This is a genomic window from Bosea vestrisii (genome assembly GCF_030144325.1).
Taxonomy (GTDB): Bacteria; Pseudomonadota; Alphaproteobacteria; order Rhizobiales; family Beijerinckiaceae; genus Allobosea; species Allobosea vestrisii_A.
This window is the reverse complement of sequence record NZ_CP126307.1, coordinates 3,739,569-3,760,879: the sequence shown is the minus strand read 5'-3', so window position 1 is coordinate 3,760,879 and position 21,311 is coordinate 3,739,569. Positions and strand designations below refer to the sequence as shown.

Here is a 21,311-nt window from a genome sequence, read left to right as displayed (position 1 = left end):
TCGAGCTCGCTTATTCCAGGCCCCATTTGGCGAGGATCTTGTCGAGCGTGCCGTCGGACTTGACCTTGGCGAGGCCGGCATTGACCTTCTTCAGCAGCTCGCCGTCGCTCTTGCGCACGCCGATGCCGACCGAGCCGGTGATGATGGGCTTGTAGGACTTGACCAGCCGGACGTTCGGGAACTGCCCCTGCTTCAGCGTGTAGGCCATGATCGGCGCATCGGCAAAGGCGGCCTGGACGCGGCCGGCATTGACGTCGGCGAGGATGTCCGGCGAGGTCTTGTAGAGCTTCACCTCGGGGAACAGGCCGGTCTTCTGCAGCGCCTCGACATAGGCGGTGCCGATCTGGGCGCCGACCGTGTAGCCTTTCATGTCGGCGAGCTCGACGTAATCCTTCTTGTCCGAGGCCGGGACCAGCAGCCCCTCGCCATAGGTGTAGATCGGGTCGGAGAAGTCGATCACCTCCTTGCGGGCCGGGGTGATGTACATCGCCGCCGAGATCAGATCGATCTTGCTCGCGGTGAGCGAGGCGACCAGCGTCGAGAACTGCATGCCCTCGACCTCGACCTTCAGATCCGAAGCCGCGGCGATCGCCTTAACCAGGTCGACCATGACGCCTTCGATCGTGTTGGTCTTGGTGTCGAGGAAGGTGAACGGCATGCCGGTCGGCGTCGAGCCGACCTTGAGGACGGACTGTGCGGCGGCCGGCGATACGGAAGCGGCAACAGCGCCTCCAGCCAGCAGGGTCAGGAAGGTCCGGCGTTCCATGGCAATGTCCCCTCATTTGTCCGTACGCCCGGTCAGGCGTCGGCTCGTATTTTCATGAGCATGAAGATACGAGCATAGGACGATCTTGCCGGCAAGCGATTTTCATGCACATGAAATAGGCCATGAAGGAATCGCGATGAGCCTGCCTGCCGCCGATCTGCCGCATCTGCATGTCGACCGCGAGATCGGAGCGCGGCTGCGCCAACTGCGGCGTGCGCGCCAATTATCGCTGGAGGAGCTTGCGAGCCGGACCGGGCTGTCGATCGGCTTCCTCAGCCAGATCGAGCGCGGCCTGTCCTCGCCGACGCTGCGGGTGCTCGCAGGAGTCGCCGATGCGCTCGGCGTCGCGATCTCCGACTTGTTTCCTCCGGACGCGCGGCGCGCCGACCCGACCGCGACCATCGTCCGCCAATCGGATCGCGGCGAATTGCAGCTCTGGCGCTCCGGCATCCGCAAGCAATTGCTCACGCCGCAAGCCGAGGGCTCGAAACTCAATCTGTTCATCGTCGAGATGGAGCCCGGCGCCAGCACCGGCGACGAGCATTACATCCACAATGGCGAAGAAGCCGGCCTCGTGCTCAGCGGCACCATGCTGCTCAGCGTCGAGAGCGAAAGCTGGGTCATGCGCGAGGGAGACAGCTTCCGCTTCCTCTCCTCGCGGCCGCACCGCTTCGCCAATGGCGACGCCGGCGTCACCCGCGTACTCTGGGTCAACTGCCTGTAGCTGACATCGCCCTGCGCCCGACGCATAACGACGCCCTTTTCAGACCCTCCGTTCTGCGTCTAAGCCAATGCCGCCATGAACAAAGGCGGCTGGACAATGCCGCCCCCCCGGCACGATCATTCGTGCGGGGAAACGCGAGGGAGGTTGGCATGGCCGGGGCATCCGCCAGCAAGACCGCCGTATTCGGTTCCGCGGGCAGACCGCCGGGGGCCATCGGCCGAGTGATCCAGATCAAGGCGCCGACCCCGCGCGATCTGAACGATCCCACCCGCCCTCCTGGACAGAAGGCCGGCCTCACCGCGCCAGAGGAAACACAGCCATGACACAAGCGCGACCGCACCAGCACGATACTTCGAATGGGACGGCGCCCGTCCCGATCGACAGGGTCGAAGTCGACGGCGAGTTCCGGGTTCCCTTGCGGGACGGCGCCATGCTGCGCGCGCTGGCGCAAGGGCAAGGCCGGCCGCTGCTGCTGGTGAGCGGGCTGGCGGGCAGCGCGGCCTTCTGGGACGACAATGCCGCAACGCTCGCCCGCTCCTTTCGAGTGCTGCGCTTCGACCAGCGCGGCATCGGCGCCAGCGATCGGGGCAATGCGCCCTGCACGATCGACCAGCTGGCCCAGGACTGCCTCGCCGTTCTCGACGCGGCCGGTGTCGAACGCGCCACTGTCCTCGGCCATTCGACCGGCGGCTGCATCGGCCTCTCGCTGGCCCGCCAGGCGCCGGAGCGGCTCGATGGGCTGATCCTGAGTGGCAGCTGGCTGAAGCAGAACCGCTACATGACCGCGCTGTTCGAGACCCGCCTCGCCATCCTCGACCAGCACCCGCGCGCCTATGCCGCGACCGCGGCGCTGATGGCGTATCCACCCACCTGGCTCGAAGCGCATTGGAGCGTCTACGAGGCAGCCGTCGCCGCCGCGCCCGCCACGTCCGAGGCGAAGCAGGTGGTGCGCGAACGCATCAATGCACTGCACGCCTTCGATGGCGCGGGCTGGGCTGGGGAGATCGCTCTGCCGACACTGATCCTCGGCGCCCGCGACGATTTGATCGTGCCGGCCTTCCTGCAGGAAGAGCTCGCCGCCGCCATGCCGGGGGCGCGCAAGACGCTGCTCGATTCGGGGGCACTTCTTCCCGATCTCCCGCCCGGATGCGTTCACTGCCAACGTGGCCGAGTGGATCGGTGGCCTGTAGCTACCCACCGCGACGAACTGCCCCGTATCCAAAGAAGCAGGCTGCGCTATCTCGGAAGGAGTCTAAGCTGAAGAGAGACGACCCGATGAGACTGATCGCCAGCGCCACCGTGCTCACCCTGGCCGCGTTGGCCGCGTCCCCGGCCTCGGCGCAGGACGTCGCCGCCGGCGAGCGCTCCTGGAACAAGTGCCGCGCTTGCCACCAGATCGGCGAAGGCGCGAAGAACCTGGTCGGCCCGCAGCTCAACGGCCTGTTCGGGCGTCATACCGGCGAGGTCGAGGGCTACAGCTATTCGACTGCCAACAAGGGCGCGGGCATCACCTGGGACGAGGCGGTCTTCGCCGAGTACATCAAGGATCCGAAGGCCAAGATCCCCGGCACCAAGATGATCTTCGCCGGCATCAAGAACGAAAAAGAGATCGCCGACCTCACCGCCTACCTCAAGCAGTTCGGCAAGGACGGCAAGAAGCTCTGAAAGCGGCCGGTCGGCCGAACAGGGCCGGCAGTCCGCGGCTTCCAGCTCACCGTTACCCACGGACGGGAAACACCCGCCTGTGCAACGATTGCGAGCCTGCCGGGAGCCGGCATGTCGCGCGAAAAAGCATTGCCGGCTACAAAATCAACTGGCGAGCCGCCCCCGAATCACCATATGCTGCCGCCGGAGGGCGCATGGGGAAGTCGGCAAGGACAGCAAAGGCGGCGAGCGGCAAGCGGGCGGCAGGGCCGAAGGTTCAGATCGGCGCGATACCGTATCGGCACCGGCCGGACGGCGCCGTTGAGATCATGCTCGTGACGACGCGCGAGACACAGCGCTGGATCGTGCCGAAAGGCTGGCCGATCCGCGGGCTGAAGGGCTATGAGGCCGCGGCGCGCGAAGCCATGGAGGAAGCCGGCCTCCTCGGCGAGATCGGCAAGAAGCCCGTCGGCCGCTACACCTACTGGAAGCGACGCACGCGCGATTTCGTCCTGTGCAAGGTCAGGCTCTATCTGCTCGCGGTGAAGGACCAGCTCCCGACCTGGCCCGAGCAGGAACAGCGGCGCTGCCAATGGTTCACGCAAGCGGATGCGGCGGACCTCGTCGACGAGCCGGCCCTGGGCGCGATCCTGCGCGGCCTGAAGTTCAAGTCGCCCTGACGGTCCCGCTTACCGCGCATCGTGGAAGATCAGCCCGGTCGTATAGCGCGCGCCCGAGCGCACCCGGCTGACGCCATGACGCAGATTGACGCGATAAGTCCCGCGCGTTCCCTGCACCGGCCGGTGCTGCACGGCGAAGATCGCAGCCTCGCCCTGTCGCAGCGGTACGACCTCGGGCCGTGACTGCATGCGTGGGCGCTGCTCGACCAAAGTGAACTCTCCGCCGGTGAAATCCCGATCCGGCTCGGAGAGCAGGATCACCATCTGGAATGGGAAGAACAGGTCGCCATAGAGATCCTGGTGCAGGCAATTGTAGTCGCCGGCGCCGTATTTCAGCAGCAGCGGCGTCGGCCGCTCCTGACCCTGCGCATGGCACAGCGTCAGAAAGTCGCCCAGCGCCTCCGGATAGCGCTGGTCGATCCCGAGCGCGGCATTCCAGCGATTGGCGATCGGCGCGAGCCGGGCGTAGATCAGCGGGCGTAGCGCCGCGATCACGTCAGGCAGGGGATGGGCGAAGTACTGGTATTCGCCGCGGCCGAAGCCGTGACGCGCCATGACGATGCGGCTGCGGAAATGCCCCGGTTCAACATAAAGCGCGCGCAGCGCGGCGCAGATATCGGCATCGAGCAACGGCCCGGTCAGGCCGACGCCATGCTCGTCCAGCTCCGTCTCGATCCGCCGCCAGTCGAGGGCCGTCACGACCTCATCCGTCGTCTGTCCATCTGTACGAAGCGCCACCGCCACCATGTTCTACGTCCTTCACCCGTTCTATCCGCAGCGATGAAACGCATCGGCAGTGGCTCGCGACACCCGGTTTCTGCCTGGGAAGCCGATCGCACCGCCGCGGCAGTCCAAAAGGCAGCGCTTGACCTTCCCAGGATGGCAAGGTGTAGCCATCTTCCAAGCGAGAGAAGGAAGGTGATGCGTCATGACGATGCATGCGAAGCATGAAGTGCCTGCAAGCAGGCCCAGCGTGACCGATATTCCCGCCAACGGAATGACCTCCGCGGCCGGTGTCGGATCGGTCGAAAAGGCGCTGCGCTCCGTGCCGGGCGTGCTGAGCGCCGACTACCCGCTCTGGGGCGTCTTGATGTCGCCGGGCTTCGCCAGCTCGGCCATGGCTTTTCCCGTGTCAGCGTGCTCAGGCTGCGCCGCTTTGCGTTGCGGCAGGACCTTACTTTGGCAGCGCCGGCCACGGCTTTTGGGAGGGTAGGATGAACATCGGACAAGCCGCGGAGGCTTCAGGCGTCAGCGCCAAGATGATCCGCTATTACGAGCAGATCGGGCTGATCGAACCGCCGGCGCGCTCGCAATCGGGCTACCGGGTCTATGCCGCGCCGAACGTCCATACGCTGCGCTTCGTGCGCCGTGCCCGCAGCCTCGGTTTCTCGGTCGACGAGACCGGGTCTCTGCTGGCCCTCTGGCGCGACCGCTCGCGGGCCAGTGCCGACGTCAAGCAGCTCGCCTTGAAGCACGTCGCGGAGCTGGAGGAGAAGGCTGCGGCACTGCAGGCGATGGCGGCGACGCTGCGCCATCTCGCCAGCCATTGCCATGGCGACAAGCGGCCGGACTGCCCGATCCTCGACGAGATCGGGGCTCGGAACTGAACCGACCGCGTAGACGTCACGGTAAAACACAAAGCAAAACGCCGGAGCCCTTCCAGGTCTCCGGCGCTCGCCGATATCGGGAGATGGCGGCGCGAAGCGCGCAGGTCAGCGACGCATCGCCTCGGCGAGGCGCGGCGAGAAGGTCCGGGTCGGCCGACGGACCACGACGACGGAGCGGTTCGGGGTCATCACGGTGGTGCGATGCGCGGCCTTGCGGATCAGCGGCACGACCTCGGCGACGGTAACGCCCATCAGCTGGGCGGCGAGCTCGGCCTGCTGTTCCGGCGAATCGCTCATGCACTGCGCCGCCGTCACCGCCTCTTCGAGGGTCGGCAGCTCTTTGCGCGGGCGCAGAATGCGCGGGGGAGGATTCTTGTACTCGGGCATCACGGTGGCTCCTTGGACACCTAAAATAGCATCTATTGTGCACTGCACAAGATTGCGCGGATTATTCTCTGCAATGCAACAATCGCAGATCGAGTGGCACGCGGCTTGCGCCTTCGGAATGCCTGAAACCGGCAGGAGACTGTCGCCGCCGGGACCGGTTCCAATCGGGTCGGCCTGAGCCGACAGGTTTCAGCTCGAAGGAGAGATCTGATGATTGCAGCGGATGCAGCCATGCCGACCGCTCATTCCCGCCGGCGTCGCCCTCCGGCCCCGGTTCCGGAAGAACGCGAGTTCGGCCGGCTCGAACTGCTGCTGCGCCTACGCCGCAACCCGTTGACGATCTGGCGCACGCGGCACTTCCGCGAGCCGATCGTCGCCGGCGAGGGCCTGTTCGGCTACGGCGTCGTCATCTCCGACCCCGACGCGGTCCGCCATGTGCTCGTCGAGAACGCGGCCAACTACCGAAAGGACGATCTCCAGCGCACGATCCTGGCGCCCGGGCTCGGCGAAGGCTTGCTGACGGCCGAGGGCGAAGCCTGGAAACGGGCGCGGCGGACGCTGGCCCCGCTGTTCACGCCGCGCTCCGTCGCAGCGCTGGCCGAGCGCATGGTCGCGCCGGCCGAGCGGACGGTTGCCCGCATGCTGCGCCGGCGCAGCGGCCGCATCGTCGATATCTCGACCGACATGACCCGCATGACCTACGACATCCTCGCCGAGACGATGTTTTCGAACGCGATCGCCGGTGGCGCCGACGCTTTCGGCAAGGCCCTGACGCGCTATTTCGAGACACAAGGCCGGATCGATCCGCTCGACGTGCTCGGCGCGCCGACCTGGCTGCCGCGCATCGGTCGCTGGATGGCACGGCCGGCGATCTCTTTCTTCGAAGCGCAGGTCAAGGCGATCATCGCCGAGCGGCAGGCGCTCCATGCCGACGCAGGCTGGCAGCCAGAAAAACCCGACCTGCTCGACGCGCTTCTCGCCGCGCGCGACCCCGAGACAGGCACAGGGCTCAGCGAGGCCGAGGTCGGCGCCAACATCGTCACCTTCATCGGCGCTGGCCACGAGACGACCGCGAACGCCCTGACCTGGTCGCTCTACCTGGTATCGCTCGCACCGGATGTGCGCGACGCGCTCGAGGCCGAGATCGATGCAGCCGGCGAGGATATCGCCGCCGCAGCCCTGTCCGGCGAACGCCTTTCCCTCACCCGCGCGGTGATCGAGGAAGCGATGCGACTCTATCCTCCCGTCCCATCCCTGTCGCGGACGGCACTGGCCGACGATGTCGCGGCCGGACATTGCGTCATCCCGAAGGGCGCACTTGTCGTGATCTCGCCCTATCTTCTGCATCGGCACGAGACGTTGTGGGAGGCACCCGATCGTTTCCGGCCCGAGCGCTTCCTGCCCGGAGCCCGTGAGATCATCCCGCGCTATGCCTATCTGCCGTTCGGTGCCGGCCCTCGAATCTGCATCGGCCTGCAATTCGCCATGGTGGAGGCGGTGATCGTGCTCGCCATGCTGCTCCGGCGCCTGCGCTTCGACTATGCGAACGAGGAGGCCCCGATGCCGACCCAGCGCATCACGCTGCGCCCACGTGACGGGATGCCGATGCGCGTGACGGAACGTCACTCATCGCGGTAGGGACACAGCGCACCGCGGCGAATTAACCACAGCTGCCGGAAAAGCATTAAAGATGAACCCCGCGTTTTTAAAGATATCGCACCGCCGATGGTCGATGCGGCGGAGCAGCGGCTGTGCGGCAGCCCTTCAGTCCCGGTTTTTCTTGGCTTTCACGGCGGGTTATGGCGTGCGAACATTTTAAAGATTGTCGAAATTGTCACAAACTGCGCTGGCCCTTGCCCAGAAATGGCCAATATGGAAGAGATGCCGGGTGTGGCGCCGTATGGTCTTGCCCGGGTTTTGCGAAACTCGCTCTGCCGGATGCAAGAGCTGACAGATTGCAGGCGCCATGGATTTTGGAAACAACCTTTTACTGGGGTGACGTGATGCATGCCAAGACCATGAAGGCCGGAACCATCCTCGTCGCGGGCGCGCTCCTGCTCGGCGGCTGCACCGGGTCGCAGGAACGTGTCGCTGCGGGCGGCGCAATGGGCGCCGGTGCCGGCGCTCTGCTCGGCGGCGCAGTCGGCGGCGGCCGCGGTGCCCTGATCGGCGCCTTGATCGGCGGCGTTGCCGGCCTGGTGATCGCCGACGCGATCGAGAAGGAGCGCGCTCGCGAGGCGGCCTACATCGCCGCACGCTCGGGCGGCTCGAACGTCCAGCGCTTCCGCAATTCGAGCGGCCAGGCCGTCACCGTCCGCGCCCGCACCGTCCGCACCTACAACAACAGCCAGGGCCAGCGCATCCGCGTCGTCGAGCGCAGCGTGACCCGCGAAGGCAAGGCCGCCGGCACCGACCAGGTCGAGGTCAATCTGGCGACGAACGAAGCGTCTGGCATCTGAGCCGAGACGGAATGAGAACCGGTCCTCCCTCGCATGCGAGGGGGACCCCATGAGTATCGAACCGAGATGACTGCGCGAGCGCTGACGAGACGGATCCTTTGCCTGACGGTTGCCTGCCTCACGGCGGCATCGCCGGTGGGGGTTACGGCGCAGACGCAGATGATGGCCGGGTTCGACCCGTACAACCCGTTCGGCTCCGCCGCCCAGCTCCTCTGGCAGCGCATCCAGCAGCAATGCCCGCAGCTCAAGCTGCCGGTCGCCATCGGCATAGCCTCGCGCCCTGCGACCCGCGACGCCTTCACGACCGACCAGGGCAACAATATCATGCAGCAGATTCGGGCTGCGTTCTCGAACATTCCCGGGGTCTCGATGGCGCCCTGGCTCGACATCGACCCGATCAAGGGCATCGTCGACACCGGGGTCCTCGACAACCCGATGGCGGGCGACAACAAGGAACAGCTCAGCAAGATCCAGATCGAAGTCCGCGCATCGGGCCAGAAGGTCGGCGCGGCGGCGCGCTTCAATCTGTCGGCGCATGGCTGGAACGGCTATGAGAGCTGCTCGCCGAGCCTCGACCCCTTCACCGTCTCGCAGGATTTCATCGGCGAGGAGTACAGCTCTACCGACGAGCTTTTCAACCGTGTCGCCGCCGGCGTCTGGCAAGCCTCGGTCGACACCTCCAATCCCGTCACGCTCTCCGTCAGGATGCTGAGCGGGTTGCCCGTCAGCCCCGGCTGGCAGGAGTTCTTCTCCGACAAGCTGCGGCGCGCACTCAGCAAGCAGAATGCCGAGGAGCGGGAGACCAAGATCCGGGCCGCGCGCCATGTCACGCTCGTGATCGCGCACGACCCCGCCAGCGCCGAGGACAAGCGCTGGGACGGCATGGTCACCGTCGATCCACGCCCGCTGGGCTACCGGATTTCGGTCAGCGTCAACCGCAGGGACACGACGCCCGTCTCCGAGGACGGGCTGGTCACGCTCGACGAGCTGCCGACGATGCAGCAATGGGCTGCGCTCGGCCCGGAGGCTCAGACGCCGCGGCTCGACCAGACGCCGATGCGGATCAATGCGCGCATCGAAGGCGGCCGGGCGCTGCAGCAATATCCCTTCCTGGTCGCGCAGGAATCCTATGTCGAGGTCGATATTCCGACCGGCAGCGTCCGTGGTCCGCACCCGACCGTGCCCGTGGACGTGCTCGGCCGCAACAACACCCCGATGAAGACCATCCACATCGCCAATCCGAGCCGCCCGAACCTGCGGCGCTACAAGCTCGGCGCCGGCGAATACACGATCCGGGTCGGCAGCGCCGGCCCCGTCGCGCAGGACTTCCAGCTGCGGGCTCGCGCGGTCGACACCAAGGACATGCTGGTGCCCGAAGCGCCCGGCAGGCTGCTGCGCCGGTTCCAGGACTGGTACGCCAGCGTCTCCGAGGACCCGCGCACCGGCCAGCGCACCTGCTTCGCCTATACCGCTGCGCAGCAGGCATCACCGCGCTATTGGCGCGAACAGGCGCCCTTCATCCTGCTGCAGGCCAGCAGCGGCGGGACCAACGATCTCCAGCACCTGATCGAGGACAAGCGCTATTACAAGCCCGGCGCGCCGTTCGAGGCCGTGATCAACGAGGGCGGCGCGACGCGCCGGCTCAATGCCGCCCCGACCGCTTCCGGCAACTTCATCCGCCCGATGAAACAAGGTTCGAACGGCCAGCCGATCCTCGATATGGACGCGGTCGCCGGCTACAATCGAGGCACGACGCTGGAGATCAGCGGCACCACGCCCGAGGGGCGCCCGGCCCATGTGGTCTATTCGATGCAGGGCTACCGCGCCGCCGTCAACGCCATGTCGCTGGAATGCGGCCGGCGCGACCTCGCCAACGCGTTGGTCTGGAAGTAGCCGCCCGCCTATGCGTTCAGGCCAGCGCGAGCGCCGCCTGCGCCGGCCCTGCTCCTTCGCCCGCAGGCTCGAACCTGATCAGGCCGCGGCGAACGTCCTTGGCCGCTTCGAGCACGGAGGTGAGGGAGCGAGCGGAGCGTTCCAGCACGCCGAGCAGCGCCGGGACGAGGCGTGGATCGCTCCAGACATCCTGTGCACGACGCCCGAAGGGGAGCCAGGAAGGGTTCGAGCCCGCTCCAGGCGAAAGCGATCTCGCGCGGACGCGCCGCAGCGCTATCGAGGCCGAGCAGGATGCGCTCGATGATCGGGGCCCAGACACCATCGTCATAGCGGCCGGCCGGCAGCAGGACGATCAGCCGCCCGGCGCCCGTCAATGCCGCCTGCGCCTCCGAGGCGGCCTGAGCCGACTCACGGAACAGGCGCGGCAGCACGCGCGGCGCGAGGAAGCTTGCCGCAATCGTGCGCGGCGATCCATCCGAGGAATCCGACAGTGCCAGCGTGCGGGTCGCGACGCCCTCGCCGGCAGCCGCCTGGAAGAGCGTGACCGGCAAGGCGGCCGGCAAGGCGGCAAAGCAAACCGATTCCGCCGTCATCGCATCCCGCTCCGTGTCAACATACGCGCCGCCCTCTCCAGCAAGCCGGCTTGGCAGGTCTCGGAAGTCGCAGCCAGCCGGCCGCAAGATCAGGCCCGTACAACGAATGTCGGCCCCAGAGCATCTCTTGCAAGACGCCGGACCATCGCGCAAGGTCGCCCTGCGTCATCCCGCCTCATTCGTCTTTCCCGGAGCCTGTTTTCGTGACTTCCTCCGTGGCGCCTGTCGCTATCATCTGGGACGGCTCGCGCCATGTCGCCGCGATCTGGCGACAAAGCGCTCCGATCCGTTTCCTTGCGGCCGAGGAGGCCGGGGGGCGTATCAGCCTGATCGCCGCCGCCGACGCAGGAACCGCGCCGCTGCACGGCAAGCTGCCGGCGGGAAGCCGAGCCCTCCATGCCGTGACGTTGAACGCGGATGGCCGGCTAACTGCGATTCCCGCCCAGCTCGACGAAAGGCTTTCGCTCACTGACGCGGACCGGCGCACCCCGGGCCTATCGCTGATGCGGGTTCATCGTGACGCCGACGGGGCGCTCGCGCTGCAAAGCGAGCCGGCCGGCGTACAATCCGACGCAGAGAATGCGGTGCTGGCCTCGGGCTTCAACCAGGCCAGCGGCTCGGAGGCCGAAGGCTTTCGTCTGCTGGTCGGCCCCTTCCTCAATCCCGAGGATGAGCGAGCTGCCCTGACCCAGATGGTCGCGATCCGTAGCGGCTCGGCGGAAGGGCTGACGCTCTCCTTCAGCGGCGACGATGCCGAGGCTGCGTCCGAGGGGCTTCTGGTGGCGCATCTGCCGGCAGCGATGCGCGAGGCCAGGCAGGCGCTGGGCCAGATCGATCAGGAACTTCGGCTCGCCATCGAGACCGAGCTCGACCTGCTCGCCGCCTCGCTCACCGACCAGCGCGACGTCGATGCGACCGGCCTTGGCCGTCTTGCCGCGCTGCGCCGCGGCTTTCGCATGCTCCGTCCGCAGGCTAAGGCCGACGGCAGCGCTGGCATCGCTCTGCCTGATTGGGTGGAGGGTGACGAGATCATCGTCTTCGCCGCGCCGCGCCGCCAGCTGACGTGGGCTGGCGAAGGCGAGGCGATCAGCGGTGCGCCGATGACACTGCGCTGGCAGGGTGGGGCCTTCGCCGTGACCTCGCACCGCCAGGGCTATGCCGCCTCGACCGCGACCGAATTGACGCTCGGCGCAAGCGGCGGCAACGCCCTGGTCGTCGCAGAGGCCGGAAACAGCGCTCCGCTGCATGATGATCTCGCGCTCGCCGCAGGACGACTGGCCGATGGGCTGTGGCGCGCCACGAGCGCTCTCCAGCCGGCGCGACTTGCTACCATGCTGGACGAGATATCCGGACGCGCGACGCACGCGCCCGTCGGGCCGTTCGCGCGGCTCGACGGGCGCGCCAAGGACGCCGCACCGGCAAGTCTGCTCGACGCGCTGGCGGCGACCGCCGGTATCGATCCGGCGCGGACGGACGAGCTCGGCGAACGCACGCTCGACGAGCAGATCGCCATGCTGCTGCGGGCGATCGCACAGCCACAGCTGGCGAGACGCGCCTGCGCCGTGCGCCTCGCTTTGCCTCTACCCGGAACCGCCCGCGAAGAGGCGACGCTGGAGCGGCTGCTCGCCTGGTACGAGGACCCCAATCTCCCGCAAGTGCTCGCCCGCGAAGCGATGGCACTCGCTGGCCATGACCGACGGGCGATGCGCCTGCTGCACGACGTTGCCGCGAGTGCCCATCAGGGCTGGCTCAACGCCAGCCTTGCCACCGAAGTCGAACAGGCGGTGGCGGACGCCGCCGCGCGTAGCGGCCAGCGCCGGCTGTCGCCGCTGGACACCCTTCTGCTCGACTTGCGACGCCAGCCGCAACGGCAGCCGGCACCGGGCCTCGAAGCGGTCGCTCGCATGCGCAGCGAGCTTGGCGAAGCCGCGCAGCAAGCGAGCCAGCCGGCGGCGATCACCGATGAGCTGGCCCGGCGGCTCGGCGAAGTGACGCCGGGCGAGATCATCCTGCTGCACGGCCATTTCGCCGGCTTGCGACGCGAGGTCGAGCAGGCGCTCGCAGCCGCTGATCTCATTCGGGCCTGGGAACAGGTGGCGGGGTATCCGGACCTTGCCGCACGCGCCCATCGCGGCGGCGATCCCGTGCGCGGCGCGCAGCGCCTCACGGCGACGAGCCGCCATTTCGCCGGCTCTCTGATGCATGTCGAGAGCCTCGCTCCGGCTCTGGCCGGCCTCACGGCACAGATCGATGCATTGCTCGGTCCCGCAAGTGACGCGAAGGGGCGCAGCAAAACGCTCCGCGCGACACTCGAAAATTATAGCCGCCTGCTGTTGGCGCAGATGGTGCTGCGCGAAGCCGACGCCGCCTTCGCCGAGATACCCTTCGCCGCCCGCGCGCTCGCCGATCCCCGGGATACCGGCTTCGGCGCCGCCTATCGTCGGCTCAGGGCCGGTGCCGGCGACATGCTGCCACGCTACCTCGCCGCGGCCGCCGCCTTGACCGGCCTCGATCATCACTGGGGCGTTGCGCTTGCAGCCGGTGCCGCAGCCACCGCTTCGAGGCAGGACGCATGACCAGCTTGCCCTGCTACAATCTCGAGACCCGGCTGGGGAGCTTTGCCGCGACCATCGCGCTCGACCGCAGCGGCGATCTGATCGACCTCCTCGCCTTCGAGGCGCCGGAAGACATGGTCAAGGCCGTGACGGTGTCGCTGGTCTCGCATGCGCCCAGCCTCGCCAGCGGCATCGATATCGGCTGGCTGCAAGGCAACAGCCTGCTCGACAAGGCCGCGATCCGGGCCGGAGAGCGCCTGGTGCTCGGTTTGCGACGCGAGGCGGTGATGCGGGCAGTGGCGAACCACCGGGCCCAGGCCGATGCCGATAGCGACGCCAGCCTCGAAATCGCCTTTTCGACCATCGTCGAGACGGCGAGCGGCACCCGCGCCTCGCCGCGGCGCCTCCTGAAGATCGCGGCGCTCGCCGGCGCCTCGCAGCCGGAATGGCGCATCGAGCCGGTCGAGATCGACCTGGATTCCCTGCAAGCCGGCAAATTGCTCGCCATCGGCCAGATCGCGATCGATATCCCGAAAGACATCGTGCTCGAAGGCCGGCGCGGGCTGACCCTTGAGGCGAGCTGCTTCGGCCTCAGGGCTCAGCATCTCTCGTTAGGCGTCGCCGCGCCGATGGATCATTCGGTCTCGCTCAGGCGCTTTCCGGACAGCGGTACCGCGACCAGCCGGCACCTGATCTGGCTCGCCGACGCGCCGGCGCTGGCCGGCCAGGAGGTGCGCCTCGACGTGACGCTGACGCGCGACGCCGTGCTCGATTTCGTCGACGAGACGATCCAGGCCAATCCGAAGGCGCCGTTGCAAGTCCGGCTCACAGCGAAGCTCGGCGGCTGGGTCGGCCAGGACGGCGCCGGCCATGATCCCGACGGCCCGGCCAAACCCTGGTCGAGCGCGCTCGAATCCCGCTCGGTGCCGATCCGCAGCCAGAACCGCGGCGAGGTCGCGCTGACGATCGCAGGGCAGCATTTCACCTGCCCACTCGGCGGCAGCGCGCAGTTCGAGATCACGAGCGGCCTCAATGCCGAGGTCGACCCGGACGACGAGACCTCGATCGTGCGCTGCGACGGGCTGGTGATCGATCTGCGCCGCTGGCCGCTGACCCGGACCGCGCCGCTGACGGTCGAGGTCACGAGCCGCATGGGCGAGAGCGAGATCGCCGAGCCGCCGACGCCCTTCCCGCTCGAGATCGTGCGCGAGGGCGATTTCGGCCGGCGCGGCCGCGCTGTCGTGCCGATGCAGAACCTGACCTCGACCCTGTCGCGCGCCGTGCGCACCAGCGGCGCCAATGTGCTGCGCGGCGAGATCACCATCTCGCTCGCGATCAAGGCCGGCGACGAGGGTGGTAAGGCCTTCGCGCAGGCGAGCCTGCCGCTGCGCTACAGCCGCCGCGTCCACCGCCTGCCGATCTGCATCGATCTCGGAGCCTCCGCCACCTCGATCTGGTCCGGAGCGCCACGTGCCGCCGGCCGGGCGACCGAGATCAGGCCGCTCGCGCTCGGAACCTGGCTCGCCGCCCATGTCGACCCGCGCCATGGCGAGGCGGCCCTGCAGGACGCCGGCGCCGCGCCGCTGATCCCAAGCCATGTCGGGCTCGACTCCGGCAACAATCTGCGCGCCGACCACGCGCCGCACAGCCTGCCGGACCTCGCGTTGGTCGGCTCCGATCGCGTCAGCGTGGCGCGCCGGCTCAAGGCTTTCGCACGGCGTTACGATGTCTCCGCCCCTGCCCCGCCGCCGCAGCCCGGACTACCCGAGGGCGGCAAGCGGATCGACTCGTTGAAGCACGCGCTGACCTCCGGTGCAGTCTCGCTGACGCTGAACGAGCAAGTGCACCGCTACGACGCCGCAGCCGACCGGGTCGTCGCCACCAACACCGTCGAGATTGCGCCTTTGGTCGCCGACGTGCTCGACGAGCTGGTCGATCTCTATGTGCTGCGTCTTGGCGAGGACCGCCTGCGGGTCGAGGACCATGCGCCGCCGCCGGTGGTGCCGCGCATCCTGGTCTCCTGCCCGAGCGGCATCGGCGACGAGATCGCCTCGCGCTACCGCGCCGCGCTCGAACTCTTCTCGCAGCGATTGGAACGCCTCTACCCCGGCACGACCAGCTTCCCCGACGCCGCCGTCACCGTACCCGAAGCCGTTGCGGCGGCGCGCTATGTCGCCAGCCTGCCGGAGGTGCGCGCCGCCGTGCCGGACCAAAGCGAGGCGCTGCTGGTCACGCTCGACATCGGCGGCGGCACCAGCGACGTCGCGCTCGCCTCCCTGCGCCGCGACGGCGACCGATTGAGCCATGCGACGCTCGCCACCTTCGGCCTGCCCGTCGGCGGCGACCTGATCGACGAGGCGCTGACCGGCATCGCCGCGACCCTGATCGACCGGGCGATGGACGGGCAGGACGCGCATTGGCAGCCGGCCTTCGCCGAAGCCTCACTCGCCCGCGCCATCCAGCGCGAGGACGCTGCCGCGCTGGCGGCGCGCAGCTGGCTGCGCAATGCGGTGAAGCAGGCCAAGGCACGCCTCGCCAATCATCTCAGCGAGAAAGCGCAGGCCTCCGGGACGCGCTACCGTTGGGATGTGGATGCAACCGACGAGACCTTCGACATCGTCCTTGCCGAGGTGAAGCCGGACGGCGACCCGACGGGCCTCTATGTCGCCCAGAACGAACCGGCACTGGCTGATGTCACGCAGCGGCCGGGCCTGCAACTCGCGATCGACGGGCCCGACAAGGCCGGGACGCGCCGGCTGATGCTGAAGCTCGCGCGCGCAGCCCTGGAGAAGGGCGCTGGCGAAGCCTCGCAGCGCCTCGCCGAGATCGGCGCCGTGCTCGGCGGCCTGCTGCCGCGCCTCGCCCGCGCCGCCGGGCCCAATCCGGTCAAGCGCCCGACCGTGATCATGGTGCCGACCGGGCGCGCCGCGCTCTGGCCGCCGATCTTCGAGGCGATCGCGGCCGAAGCCGACTCCAGCCGAGCCGCCTTCCCGTTCGAACGGCCGTTCTCGCCGGCGGCGATGAAGAAGGCGGTGATCGCGGGCGCCGCCATCCTCGGCATCGAGGGCGACATGGCCGGCAGCACCGTGCAGCACAAGAACCCGCTCGGCATCGCCGCCATGGCGGTGCAGATGCGCGATCTCGGCGCCACCGGCCTGCGCACCGAATTCGCTGCCGAGCGCATCCACTATCTCGGCTACGACATCGCCTCGGGCGCGCGTGTCCATGCCGAGCACGACGAGGCGGCCCCAAGCCTTGGCGGGCGCGCCAATCTCGGCCGCCGCTTCCAGTTCGTGCGCACGATTCCGGGCCTCGATCCGCAGGGGAAGGCGCTGGCGCGCCTGCGCCCATTGCTCGACGGACAGGATCCGATGGTGCTGCTCGAAGGTGATTCCATCGTCGAGGCGCACCGCGAAGGGCTAGAACGGCTTCGGCGTCTGCGAGATCATCAGCGAGGTGCTGTCGCCGACGAGCCGCAAGGTCACGGTCATCGCCGCCAATGAGGGCTGGGAAGCCTGCTGGCGGATCGAGCACGACCGCGTCTCGCGCATCTACTAGGATCGCAGGATCGTCATGGCCCGCACGCGAAAACGGCTCTGGCGTTCACAAAGGCGGGCTCGGCCCGCCTCGTCGCGACCGCATTCTCTTCCCGCCTTTTCCGCCCGAGTGAGCTGACGCCATGGCCCTGCCCGATCTCATGGACCTGGTGATGCACGACCCGCGGCGGCTGACCAGTCTGCGCGCCGTCGCCGGCGAGCCGGGCGAGGCCATGCCGGGCATCGAGAACCTCTGGCGCAAACCTGTCTTCAGCCTGACCGCCGGCGGGCAGCCGACCAAGGACGGCAAGGCCTCGCTTGAGGACCTGATCGATCGGCATCGCAGCATCGCACTGACCGATGGCGGCAGCGGCCCGCAGCCGATCGACGTGCCCTTCACCTCGCTGGTGGTGCTGACCGCCGAGGCGCTGCCGGGCGCGCAGGAGTTAGGGCGCTTCCTCGCCGACCGGATCGAGCAGCGCTTCCGCGACGTGATCGACCCCGATATCGGCGTCACCGTCCATGTCGAGCAGAGCCTGCATGCGACTGCGCCGGTCGCGGTCTATCTTGGCCATGGCGTCTACGCACCGCCCACCGACAACCGGCTGCCGCATGGCGAGGTGGTGATCCGGCAGGACGCGCAGATCGCGATCGGCCAGCCGATCATCGGCGTCAACACGGCGGGCGGGCTCTATGCCGGCCAGGCCCGCTTCGCCTTCTCGCGCAGCGAGATGTTGACGCCGGCAGTCCATCCCGACCTGCCGGGCGGCACGATCTTCTTCCTTGGCCGCTATCCGGTCGACGCCTCCGCCCGCGATGCCGGCGGCCTGCCATTGCTCACCGCGCTGCCGCAGACACCCGAGGCGCGCGCCCAGGCCATCCAGGTCGAGACGCTGGCGCTGCCCGGCGGCAATGTCGATGCCCGCTTCGAGATCCTCGGCGTACGCCCGCAGGTCGGCCGCGTCTCGCTCGGCCTCGTCGACGTCACGCTCGATCGCAGGCCCAGCCGCCTGCAGGCGCAGCCGCCGAAAGGTCCGCATCTCGCCGTCACCGGCCTCGCCATCCCCGAGAACTTCGGCGGCCGGCGCATGGCGCGCTACTGGGTCGAGCGCAGCCATGGCGGACGATTGATGTCGTCGGCCATGCTGGCGCAGCGCGACAGCCTCGTGGTGCAGGGCCGCGACGCCCGCCGCTATGACCGGCGCGAATTGCGCTACAGCCGCGCCGGTGGCGAGGTCCGGGCCGAAAGCATGAGCTTCGACGGGCGGCGGCGCTCGCTGCTGATGCTGGAGGACGGCGAGTTCGGCTATATCGGCCTGCCGCGCGAGCAGACCGCGATCGCCTTCGGGCCCGATCAGTCCTCGCGCGGCTACGGCACCTTCGACTGGCTCGGCGAAGCGGTGCGCGTCCAGTTCGGCTCGGGCGTGGTCGAGCGGCTCGACGATCTCTATGATCACAACCCGGTCGGCTTCATCGCGGCGGCGCCTGATGGCGTCGCCGTGCAATCGGCCGGCGACATCTGGCTCCTTGGTGGGCGCAAACCGCAGGCAGCCGGGACCTGCATCATCCCGCCGAACGGCCCCTTCGTGCTCGGGCCGCTGGTGGTCGAGCTCCGGGAGGCGACGCCATGAGCCATCCGCTCTTCCGTGGCCTGAAGCGCAGCGTCACCGCCGTCGCGGTCGGCACCGTCACCATCGTCGGCTTCCTCTGGCTCTCGGGTGGGCTGATCGGCGAGCTCGCCGCAAGCCGCGCCTGGATCAAGCAGCCGGATTTCACCGAGACCAGCCGCTCGAACGAAGACCTGTTCGCGCAAGGCGTCGCGACCGGGCTGATCTGGCTCGATCCGACCGGGCCGAACATCCGCTCGCAGCCCTGCGAGGCGCTCTACGACGCCTCGCTGACCATGCCGACACCGCAGGGCACCAAGGAATTCTCGCGCACGCTGCTCGACCGGCTCTGCAACCTGCCAGCCGGCGCGCAGATCCGCTCGGAGATGCTGGCCTGGAACAACTCCTTCCTGATCGCAGCCGCTCGCGACGACCGCGCGCCGGACCGGCGCTGCGCCGACGGCACGCCGCTGACGCTGCCGGTGGTGCCGGCCGGCTGCCGCCCCTCTGGCTGGACCGCTCGCGTCGCCCAGACCACCGACCTCGCCGCGCCGCTCAATGTGATGCCGAACGCGGTGCCGCCGCCGCGCGATTTCGCCGACTTCGCCAAGCGCCGCGCCAACCAGCTCTCCGACTGGGCCCTGTTCGGTCCCTTACGCGCGCCGGACGACCGGCTCGTGCTGTCGACACGGCTGCCGCCCGGCAATCGCCGCGTCACCGTCGACATGATCCTCGAGCCGGCGCGCATCGTCGTCGGCAATGAACGGGTCAATCTCGATCCCAAGCGCGACGAGCAGACCGTGCGCATCGCGGGGCTTGCCATCGCGGCCGAGCGCATCTGCTCCGATAGTGACGAGTTCGCGACCTGCGCCGAGGAGGCCCAGCAGGGCCTGCCCCATGGCTGGCGCTTTTCCATCACCGGCGCGCGCCGCCGCGACGTCGAGATCGGCTTCGAGGGACAGCCGGTCCGGGCCGTGCCGCCGCGCGCCCGCGAAATCCTCGGCGGATCGGGCGTCCAGAGCGAGGACGGCAAGGTCAAGCTCTGGCGCTCCTCGCATATCGAGGCCGATTGCGAGCGGGCCAAGACCAAGCTGGTCTGCGAGCTCGGCTGGCGCGGCGCGGTCACGCAGCGGCGCACCGGTGCTGCCCGCGCCCTCTTCTTTGCCGACGGCACGCCGGCGCTCGACAATAACGGAATTCCGCTGCCGATCGTCGACGAGCTCGGCCTGACAGCGATGATCGGCTACGGCGCCGGCGATGTCGGCTCGCTTTCGGCCGCGCTCGGCCGGGCCCGCACCCGCGAGAACCTGACGCTGACGATCGAGCCCCGCCTGCAGAAGCTGGTGCAGGAGGCGGTCTACGAGCATATGGGCGAGCGCCTCGGCCGCGGGAAACGCCCGCGCAAGCCGGGCCCGCTGCCGGTCAACCTCGCCCCCGAGCAGGAACCGCCGGACCAGGGCGACGGCCGCGCCGTCGTGCTCCTGATGGATGCCGGCGACCAGCCGGGCTCGCTGCTTGGCCTGGCGAGCTGGCCCGATTTCGTGCCGGGCATGCACAGCTGGGACATCCAGGCGCTCTCGACCGGACGCGACAGCGACTCGCCGCTCGCCGGCCATGGCTGGCGCGCCGGCGACGTCCACACCATGCCGGGCTCGACCTTCAAGCTGGTCACCGGCCTCGCCAGCATCCTGGCCGTGCGCGAGCAGCCTCGCTTCGCCGACATGATCATGGGTCGCACGCCGCCGGCCCAGCAGGCGCAGATTTTCGGCATAGCGGGCGGCGGCGGTCTCAATGTCGACGGCGTGCCGATCACCAACTATGGCGGCGCCGGCTTCAATTACGGCATCCTGTCGGCGTCACAGAGCGGCTGCCCCGATGCGGGCCGCGGCGCGCAGATCGGCTTCTGTGAGGCGCTGATCAAATCGTCCAACCTGTGGTTCGCCGGCATGGCGCTGACCATGGACGGGCGCAAGGTCGGCGGCCGTGCCACCACCATACCCGGCCGCACCGGCACGATCCTGGCCGAGATGACCGAGCATCTCTATCCGATCACCCAACCGGGCAGCCTTGCCCAGCCCGGCATCGACCTGACGCGCGGCATCGTGCCCGGTGCGCAGCGGCTGACCGGCGAGGCGCTCGATCTCGCGGTCGAGGACAAGCGCAATGCCAGGCGCATCGACCTCGCCACCAACTCCTACGGCCAGGGCGTGCGCGCGACGCCGATCGCCATGGCCTCGATCTACGGCTCGGTCGGCGCCCGCAAGGTCATCCTGCCGCGCGTGCTGAAGCCGGTCTCGGACGTCGCCGAGACGCCGCTGCCGAACGAGGGCAAGCCGGTGATCCCCGGCATGGACCCACGCCAGGCCGAGCCCTTCCTCGACGACGCCCAGCGCGGCCTCTACGGCGTGGTCAACTCGCCGGGTGGCACCGCCGCCGGCGTGATGGCCTCGCTGCCGCCGGATGTGCGCAAGCGTATCTTCGGCAAGACCGGCACGGCGGACACCATCGAGGGCATGAACTCGGCCTGGTTCGCCGGCTGGATGGACAATGTCGCGGGCCACAAGCGCGTCGCCTTCACCTGCCTGGTCTCGCATACGCGGGAGACCGGCGGGCGCGCCTGCGGCCGGCTGATGGCCGGCCTGCTCGCCAAAATGGCCGCGCTCGGAGACAAGAAGTGATGTCGGCCGGGAACCGCGACCCGTCCTCTCCCCCCTTGTGGGGGAGAGCTAGAGAGGGGGGTATGCCACCCTCGACTGATGTCGCGCTTGGCGTGGACAGGGCTGCGGGTGCGATATCCCCCCCCCCAACCCTCCCCCCACAAGGGGGAGGGCTTGCGCACCGTTCACCCATACTGCGCTCC

General features: G+C 68.6%; 18 protein-coding genes. 14 read left to right on the top strand and 4 right to left on the bottom strand.

What is annotated here, in order from left to right:
- Window positions 1-10: 10 nt before the first annotated feature.
- Window positions 11-766 (bottom strand): ABC transporter substrate-binding protein, encoded by a 756-nt coding sequence (locus QO058_RS18580; RefSeq protein WP_284167751.1) that lies wholly within the window; start codon window positions 764-766, stop codon window positions 11-13.
- Window positions 767-902: 136 nt separating this feature from the next.
- On the opposite strand from QO058_RS18580, the gene QO058_RS18575 reads away from it, so the two are divergent.
- The 4 genes from QO058_RS18575 to QO058_RS18560 all read left to right on the top strand — a co-directional run bounded on the left by QO058_RS18575 (window position 903) and on the right by QO058_RS18560 (window position 3,814).
- On the top strand, window positions 903-1,490 hold the full coding sequence (locus QO058_RS18575) for a helix-turn-helix domain-containing protein (RefSeq protein ID WP_284167750.1): 588 nt from the start codon (window positions 903-905) through the stop codon (window positions 1,488-1,490).
- Window positions 1,491-1,809: 319 nt separating this feature from the next.
- Window positions 1,810-2,751, top strand: a complete 942-nt coding sequence (locus QO058_RS18570; protein WP_284167749.1) for an alpha/beta fold hydrolase — start codon at window positions 1,810-1,812, stop codon at window positions 2,749-2,751.
- Window positions 2,752-2,765: 14 nt separating this feature from the next.
- Window positions 2,766-3,155, top strand: a complete 390-nt coding sequence (locus QO058_RS18565; RefSeq protein WP_284167748.1) for a c-type cytochrome — start codon at window positions 2,766-2,768, stop codon at window positions 3,153-3,155.
- 194 nt (window positions 3,156-3,349) lie between these two features.
- Window positions 3,350-3,814: an NUDIX hydrolase gene (locus QO058_RS18560; protein WP_284167747.1), complete on the top strand. Its 465-nt coding sequence runs from the start codon at window positions 3,350-3,352 to the stop codon at window positions 3,812-3,814.
- Window positions 3,815-3,823: 9 nt separating this feature from the next.
- Here QO058_RS18560 and QO058_RS18555 read toward each other — a convergent pair whose 3' ends face one another.
- Complete coding sequence (locus tag QO058_RS18555) at window positions 3,824-4,561, bottom strand: 2OG-Fe(II) oxygenase (RefSeq protein ID WP_284167746.1); 738 nt, start codon at window positions 4,559-4,561, stop codon at window positions 3,824-3,826.
- Between the two features lie 181 nt (window positions 4,562-4,742).
- Here QO058_RS18555 and QO058_RS18550 point away from each other — a divergent pair, with 181 nt between their 5' ends.
- Together QO058_RS18550 and cueR are read left to right on the top strand one after the other, a co-directional pair.
- On the top strand, window positions 4,743-5,027 hold the full coding sequence (locus QO058_RS18550) for a heavy-metal-associated domain-containing protein (protein ID WP_284167745.1): 285 nt from the start codon (window positions 4,743-4,745) through the stop codon (window positions 5,025-5,027).
- A gap of 1 nt (window position 5,028) precedes the next feature.
- Entirely contained in the window at window positions 5,029-5,421 is a 393-nt protein-coding gene (gene cueR, locus QO058_RS18545; RefSeq protein WP_284167744.1) for a Cu(I)-responsive transcriptional regulator, read from the top strand.
- A 105-nt stretch (window positions 5,422-5,526) separates the two neighbouring features.
- Here the strand turns inward: cueR and QO058_RS18540 are convergent, their stop codons facing one another.
- Complete coding sequence (locus tag QO058_RS18540; protein ID WP_091834565.1) at window positions 5,527-5,808, bottom strand: hypothetical protein; 282 nt, start codon at window positions 5,806-5,808, stop codon at window positions 5,527-5,529.
- 231 nt (window positions 5,809-6,039) lie between these two features.
- Between QO058_RS18540 and QO058_RS18535 the strand changes: the two genes are divergently transcribed.
- The 4 genes from QO058_RS18535 to QO058_RS18520 all read left to right on the top strand — a co-directional run bounded on the left by QO058_RS18535 (window position 6,040) and on the right by QO058_RS18520 (window position 10,160).
- On the top strand, window positions 6,040-7,446 hold the full coding sequence (locus tag QO058_RS18535) for a cytochrome P450 (RefSeq protein WP_284167743.1): 1,407 nt from the start codon (window positions 6,040-6,042) through the stop codon (window positions 7,444-7,446).
- Window positions 7,447-7,533: 87 nt separating this feature from the next.
- Complete coding sequence (locus QO058_RS18530) at window positions 7,534-7,812, top strand: hypothetical protein (protein WP_284167742.1); 279 nt, start codon at window positions 7,534-7,536, stop codon at window positions 7,810-7,812.
- Entirely contained in the window at window positions 7,812-8,267 is a 456-nt protein-coding gene (locus QO058_RS18525) for a glycine zipper domain-containing protein (protein ID WP_284167741.1), read from the top strand. Before QO058_RS18530 ends, QO058_RS18525 begins: the two co-directional genes overlap by 1 nt.
- Window positions 8,268-8,426: 159 nt before the next feature.
- Window positions 8,427-10,160: a hypothetical protein gene (locus tag QO058_RS18520; protein ID WP_284167740.1), complete on the top strand. Its 1,734-nt coding sequence runs from the start codon at window positions 8,427-8,429 to the stop codon at window positions 10,158-10,160.
- A gap of 8 nt (window positions 10,161-10,168) precedes the next feature.
- Here QO058_RS18520 and QO058_RS18515 read toward each other — a convergent pair whose 3' ends face one another.
- Entirely contained in the window at window positions 10,169-10,753 is a 585-nt protein-coding gene (locus QO058_RS18515) for a hypothetical protein (protein WP_284167739.1), read from the bottom strand.
- Window positions 10,754-10,956: 203 nt separating this feature from the next.
- Between QO058_RS18515 and QO058_RS18510 the strand changes: the two genes are divergently transcribed.
- The 4 genes from QO058_RS18510 to QO058_RS18495 all read left to right on the top strand — a co-directional run bounded on the left by QO058_RS18510 (window position 10,957) and on the right by QO058_RS18495 (window position 21,129).
- A complete protein-coding gene (locus QO058_RS18510) occupies window positions 10,957-13,329 on the top strand; it encodes a hypothetical protein (protein ID WP_284167738.1) in 2,373 nt (790 codons plus the stop codon).
- Window positions 13,326-16,811, top strand: a complete 3,486-nt coding sequence (locus QO058_RS18505) for an acetate and sugar kinases/Hsc70/actin family protein (RefSeq protein ID WP_284167737.1) — start codon at window positions 13,326-13,328, stop codon at window positions 16,809-16,811. Before QO058_RS18510 ends, QO058_RS18505 begins: the two co-directional genes overlap by 4 nt.
- 176 nt (window positions 16,812-16,987) lie before the next feature.
- A complete protein-coding gene (locus QO058_RS18500) occupies window positions 16,988-18,475 on the top strand; it encodes a hypothetical protein (protein ID WP_284167736.1) in 1,488 nt (495 codons plus the stop codon).
- Complete coding sequence (locus QO058_RS18495; RefSeq protein ID WP_284167734.1) at window positions 18,472-21,129, top strand: penicillin-binding transpeptidase domain-containing protein; 2,658 nt, start codon at window positions 18,472-18,474, stop codon at window positions 21,127-21,129. Before QO058_RS18500 ends, QO058_RS18495 begins: the two co-directional genes overlap by 4 nt.
- Window positions 21,130-21,311 lie beyond the last annotated feature (182 nt).

Bases quoted from the DNA above. Each gene is read 5' to 3' on its own strand.
- QO058_RS18580 (WP_284167751.1), bottom strand. From the start codon at position 766: ATGGAACGCCGGACCTTCCTGACCCTGCTGGCTGGAGGCGCTGTTGCC.
- QO058_RS18575 (WP_284167750.1), top strand. From the start codon at position 903: ATGAGCCTGCCTGCCGCCGATCTGCCGCATCTGCATGTCGACCGCGAG.
- QO058_RS18570 (WP_284167749.1), top strand. From the start codon at position 1,810: ATGACACAAGCGCGACCGCACCAGCACGATACTTCGAATGGGACGGCG.
- QO058_RS18565 (WP_284167748.1), top strand. From the start codon at position 2,766: ATGAGACTGATCGCCAGCGCCACCGTGCTCACCCTGGCCGCGTTGGCC.
- QO058_RS18560 (WP_284167747.1), top strand. From the start codon at position 3,350: ATGGGGAAGTCGGCAAGGACAGCAAAGGCGGCGAGCGGCAAGCGGGCG.
- QO058_RS18555 (WP_284167746.1), bottom strand. From the start codon at position 4,561: ATGGTGGCGGTGGCGCTTCGTACAGATGGACAGACGACGGATGAGGTC.
- QO058_RS18550 (WP_284167745.1), top strand. From the start codon at position 4,743: ATGACGATGCATGCGAAGCATGAAGTGCCTGCAAGCAGGCCCAGCGTG.
- cueR (WP_284167744.1), top strand. From the start codon at position 5,029: ATGAACATCGGACAAGCCGCGGAGGCTTCAGGCGTCAGCGCCAAGATG.
- QO058_RS18540 (WP_091834565.1), bottom strand. From the start codon at position 5,808: ATGCCCGAGTACAAGAATCCTCCCCCGCGCATTCTGCGCCCGCGCAAA.
- QO058_RS18535 (WP_284167743.1), top strand. From the start codon at position 6,040: ATGCCGACCGCTCATTCCCGCCGGCGTCGCCCTCCGGCCCCGGTTCCG.
- QO058_RS18530 (WP_284167742.1), top strand. From the start codon at position 7,534: ATGGTCGATGCGGCGGAGCAGCGGCTGTGCGGCAGCCCTTCAGTCCCG.
- QO058_RS18525 (WP_284167741.1), top strand. From the start codon at position 7,812: ATGCATGCCAAGACCATGAAGGCCGGAACCATCCTCGTCGCGGGCGCG.
- QO058_RS18520 (WP_284167740.1), top strand. From the start codon at position 8,427: ATGATGGCCGGGTTCGACCCGTACAACCCGTTCGGCTCCGCCGCCCAG.
- QO058_RS18515 (WP_284167739.1), bottom strand. From the start codon at position 10,753: ATGACGGCGGAATCGGTTTGCTTTGCCGCCTTGCCGGCCGCCTTGCCG.
- QO058_RS18505 (WP_284167737.1), top strand. From the start codon at position 13,326: ATGACCAGCTTGCCCTGCTACAATCTCGAGACCCGGCTGGGGAGCTTT.
- QO058_RS18500 (WP_284167736.1), top strand. From the start codon at position 16,988: ATGGCCCTGCCCGATCTCATGGACCTGGTGATGCACGACCCGCGGCGG.
- QO058_RS18495 (WP_284167734.1), top strand. From the start codon at position 18,472: ATGAGCCATCCGCTCTTCCGTGGCCTGAAGCGCAGCGTCACCGCCGTC.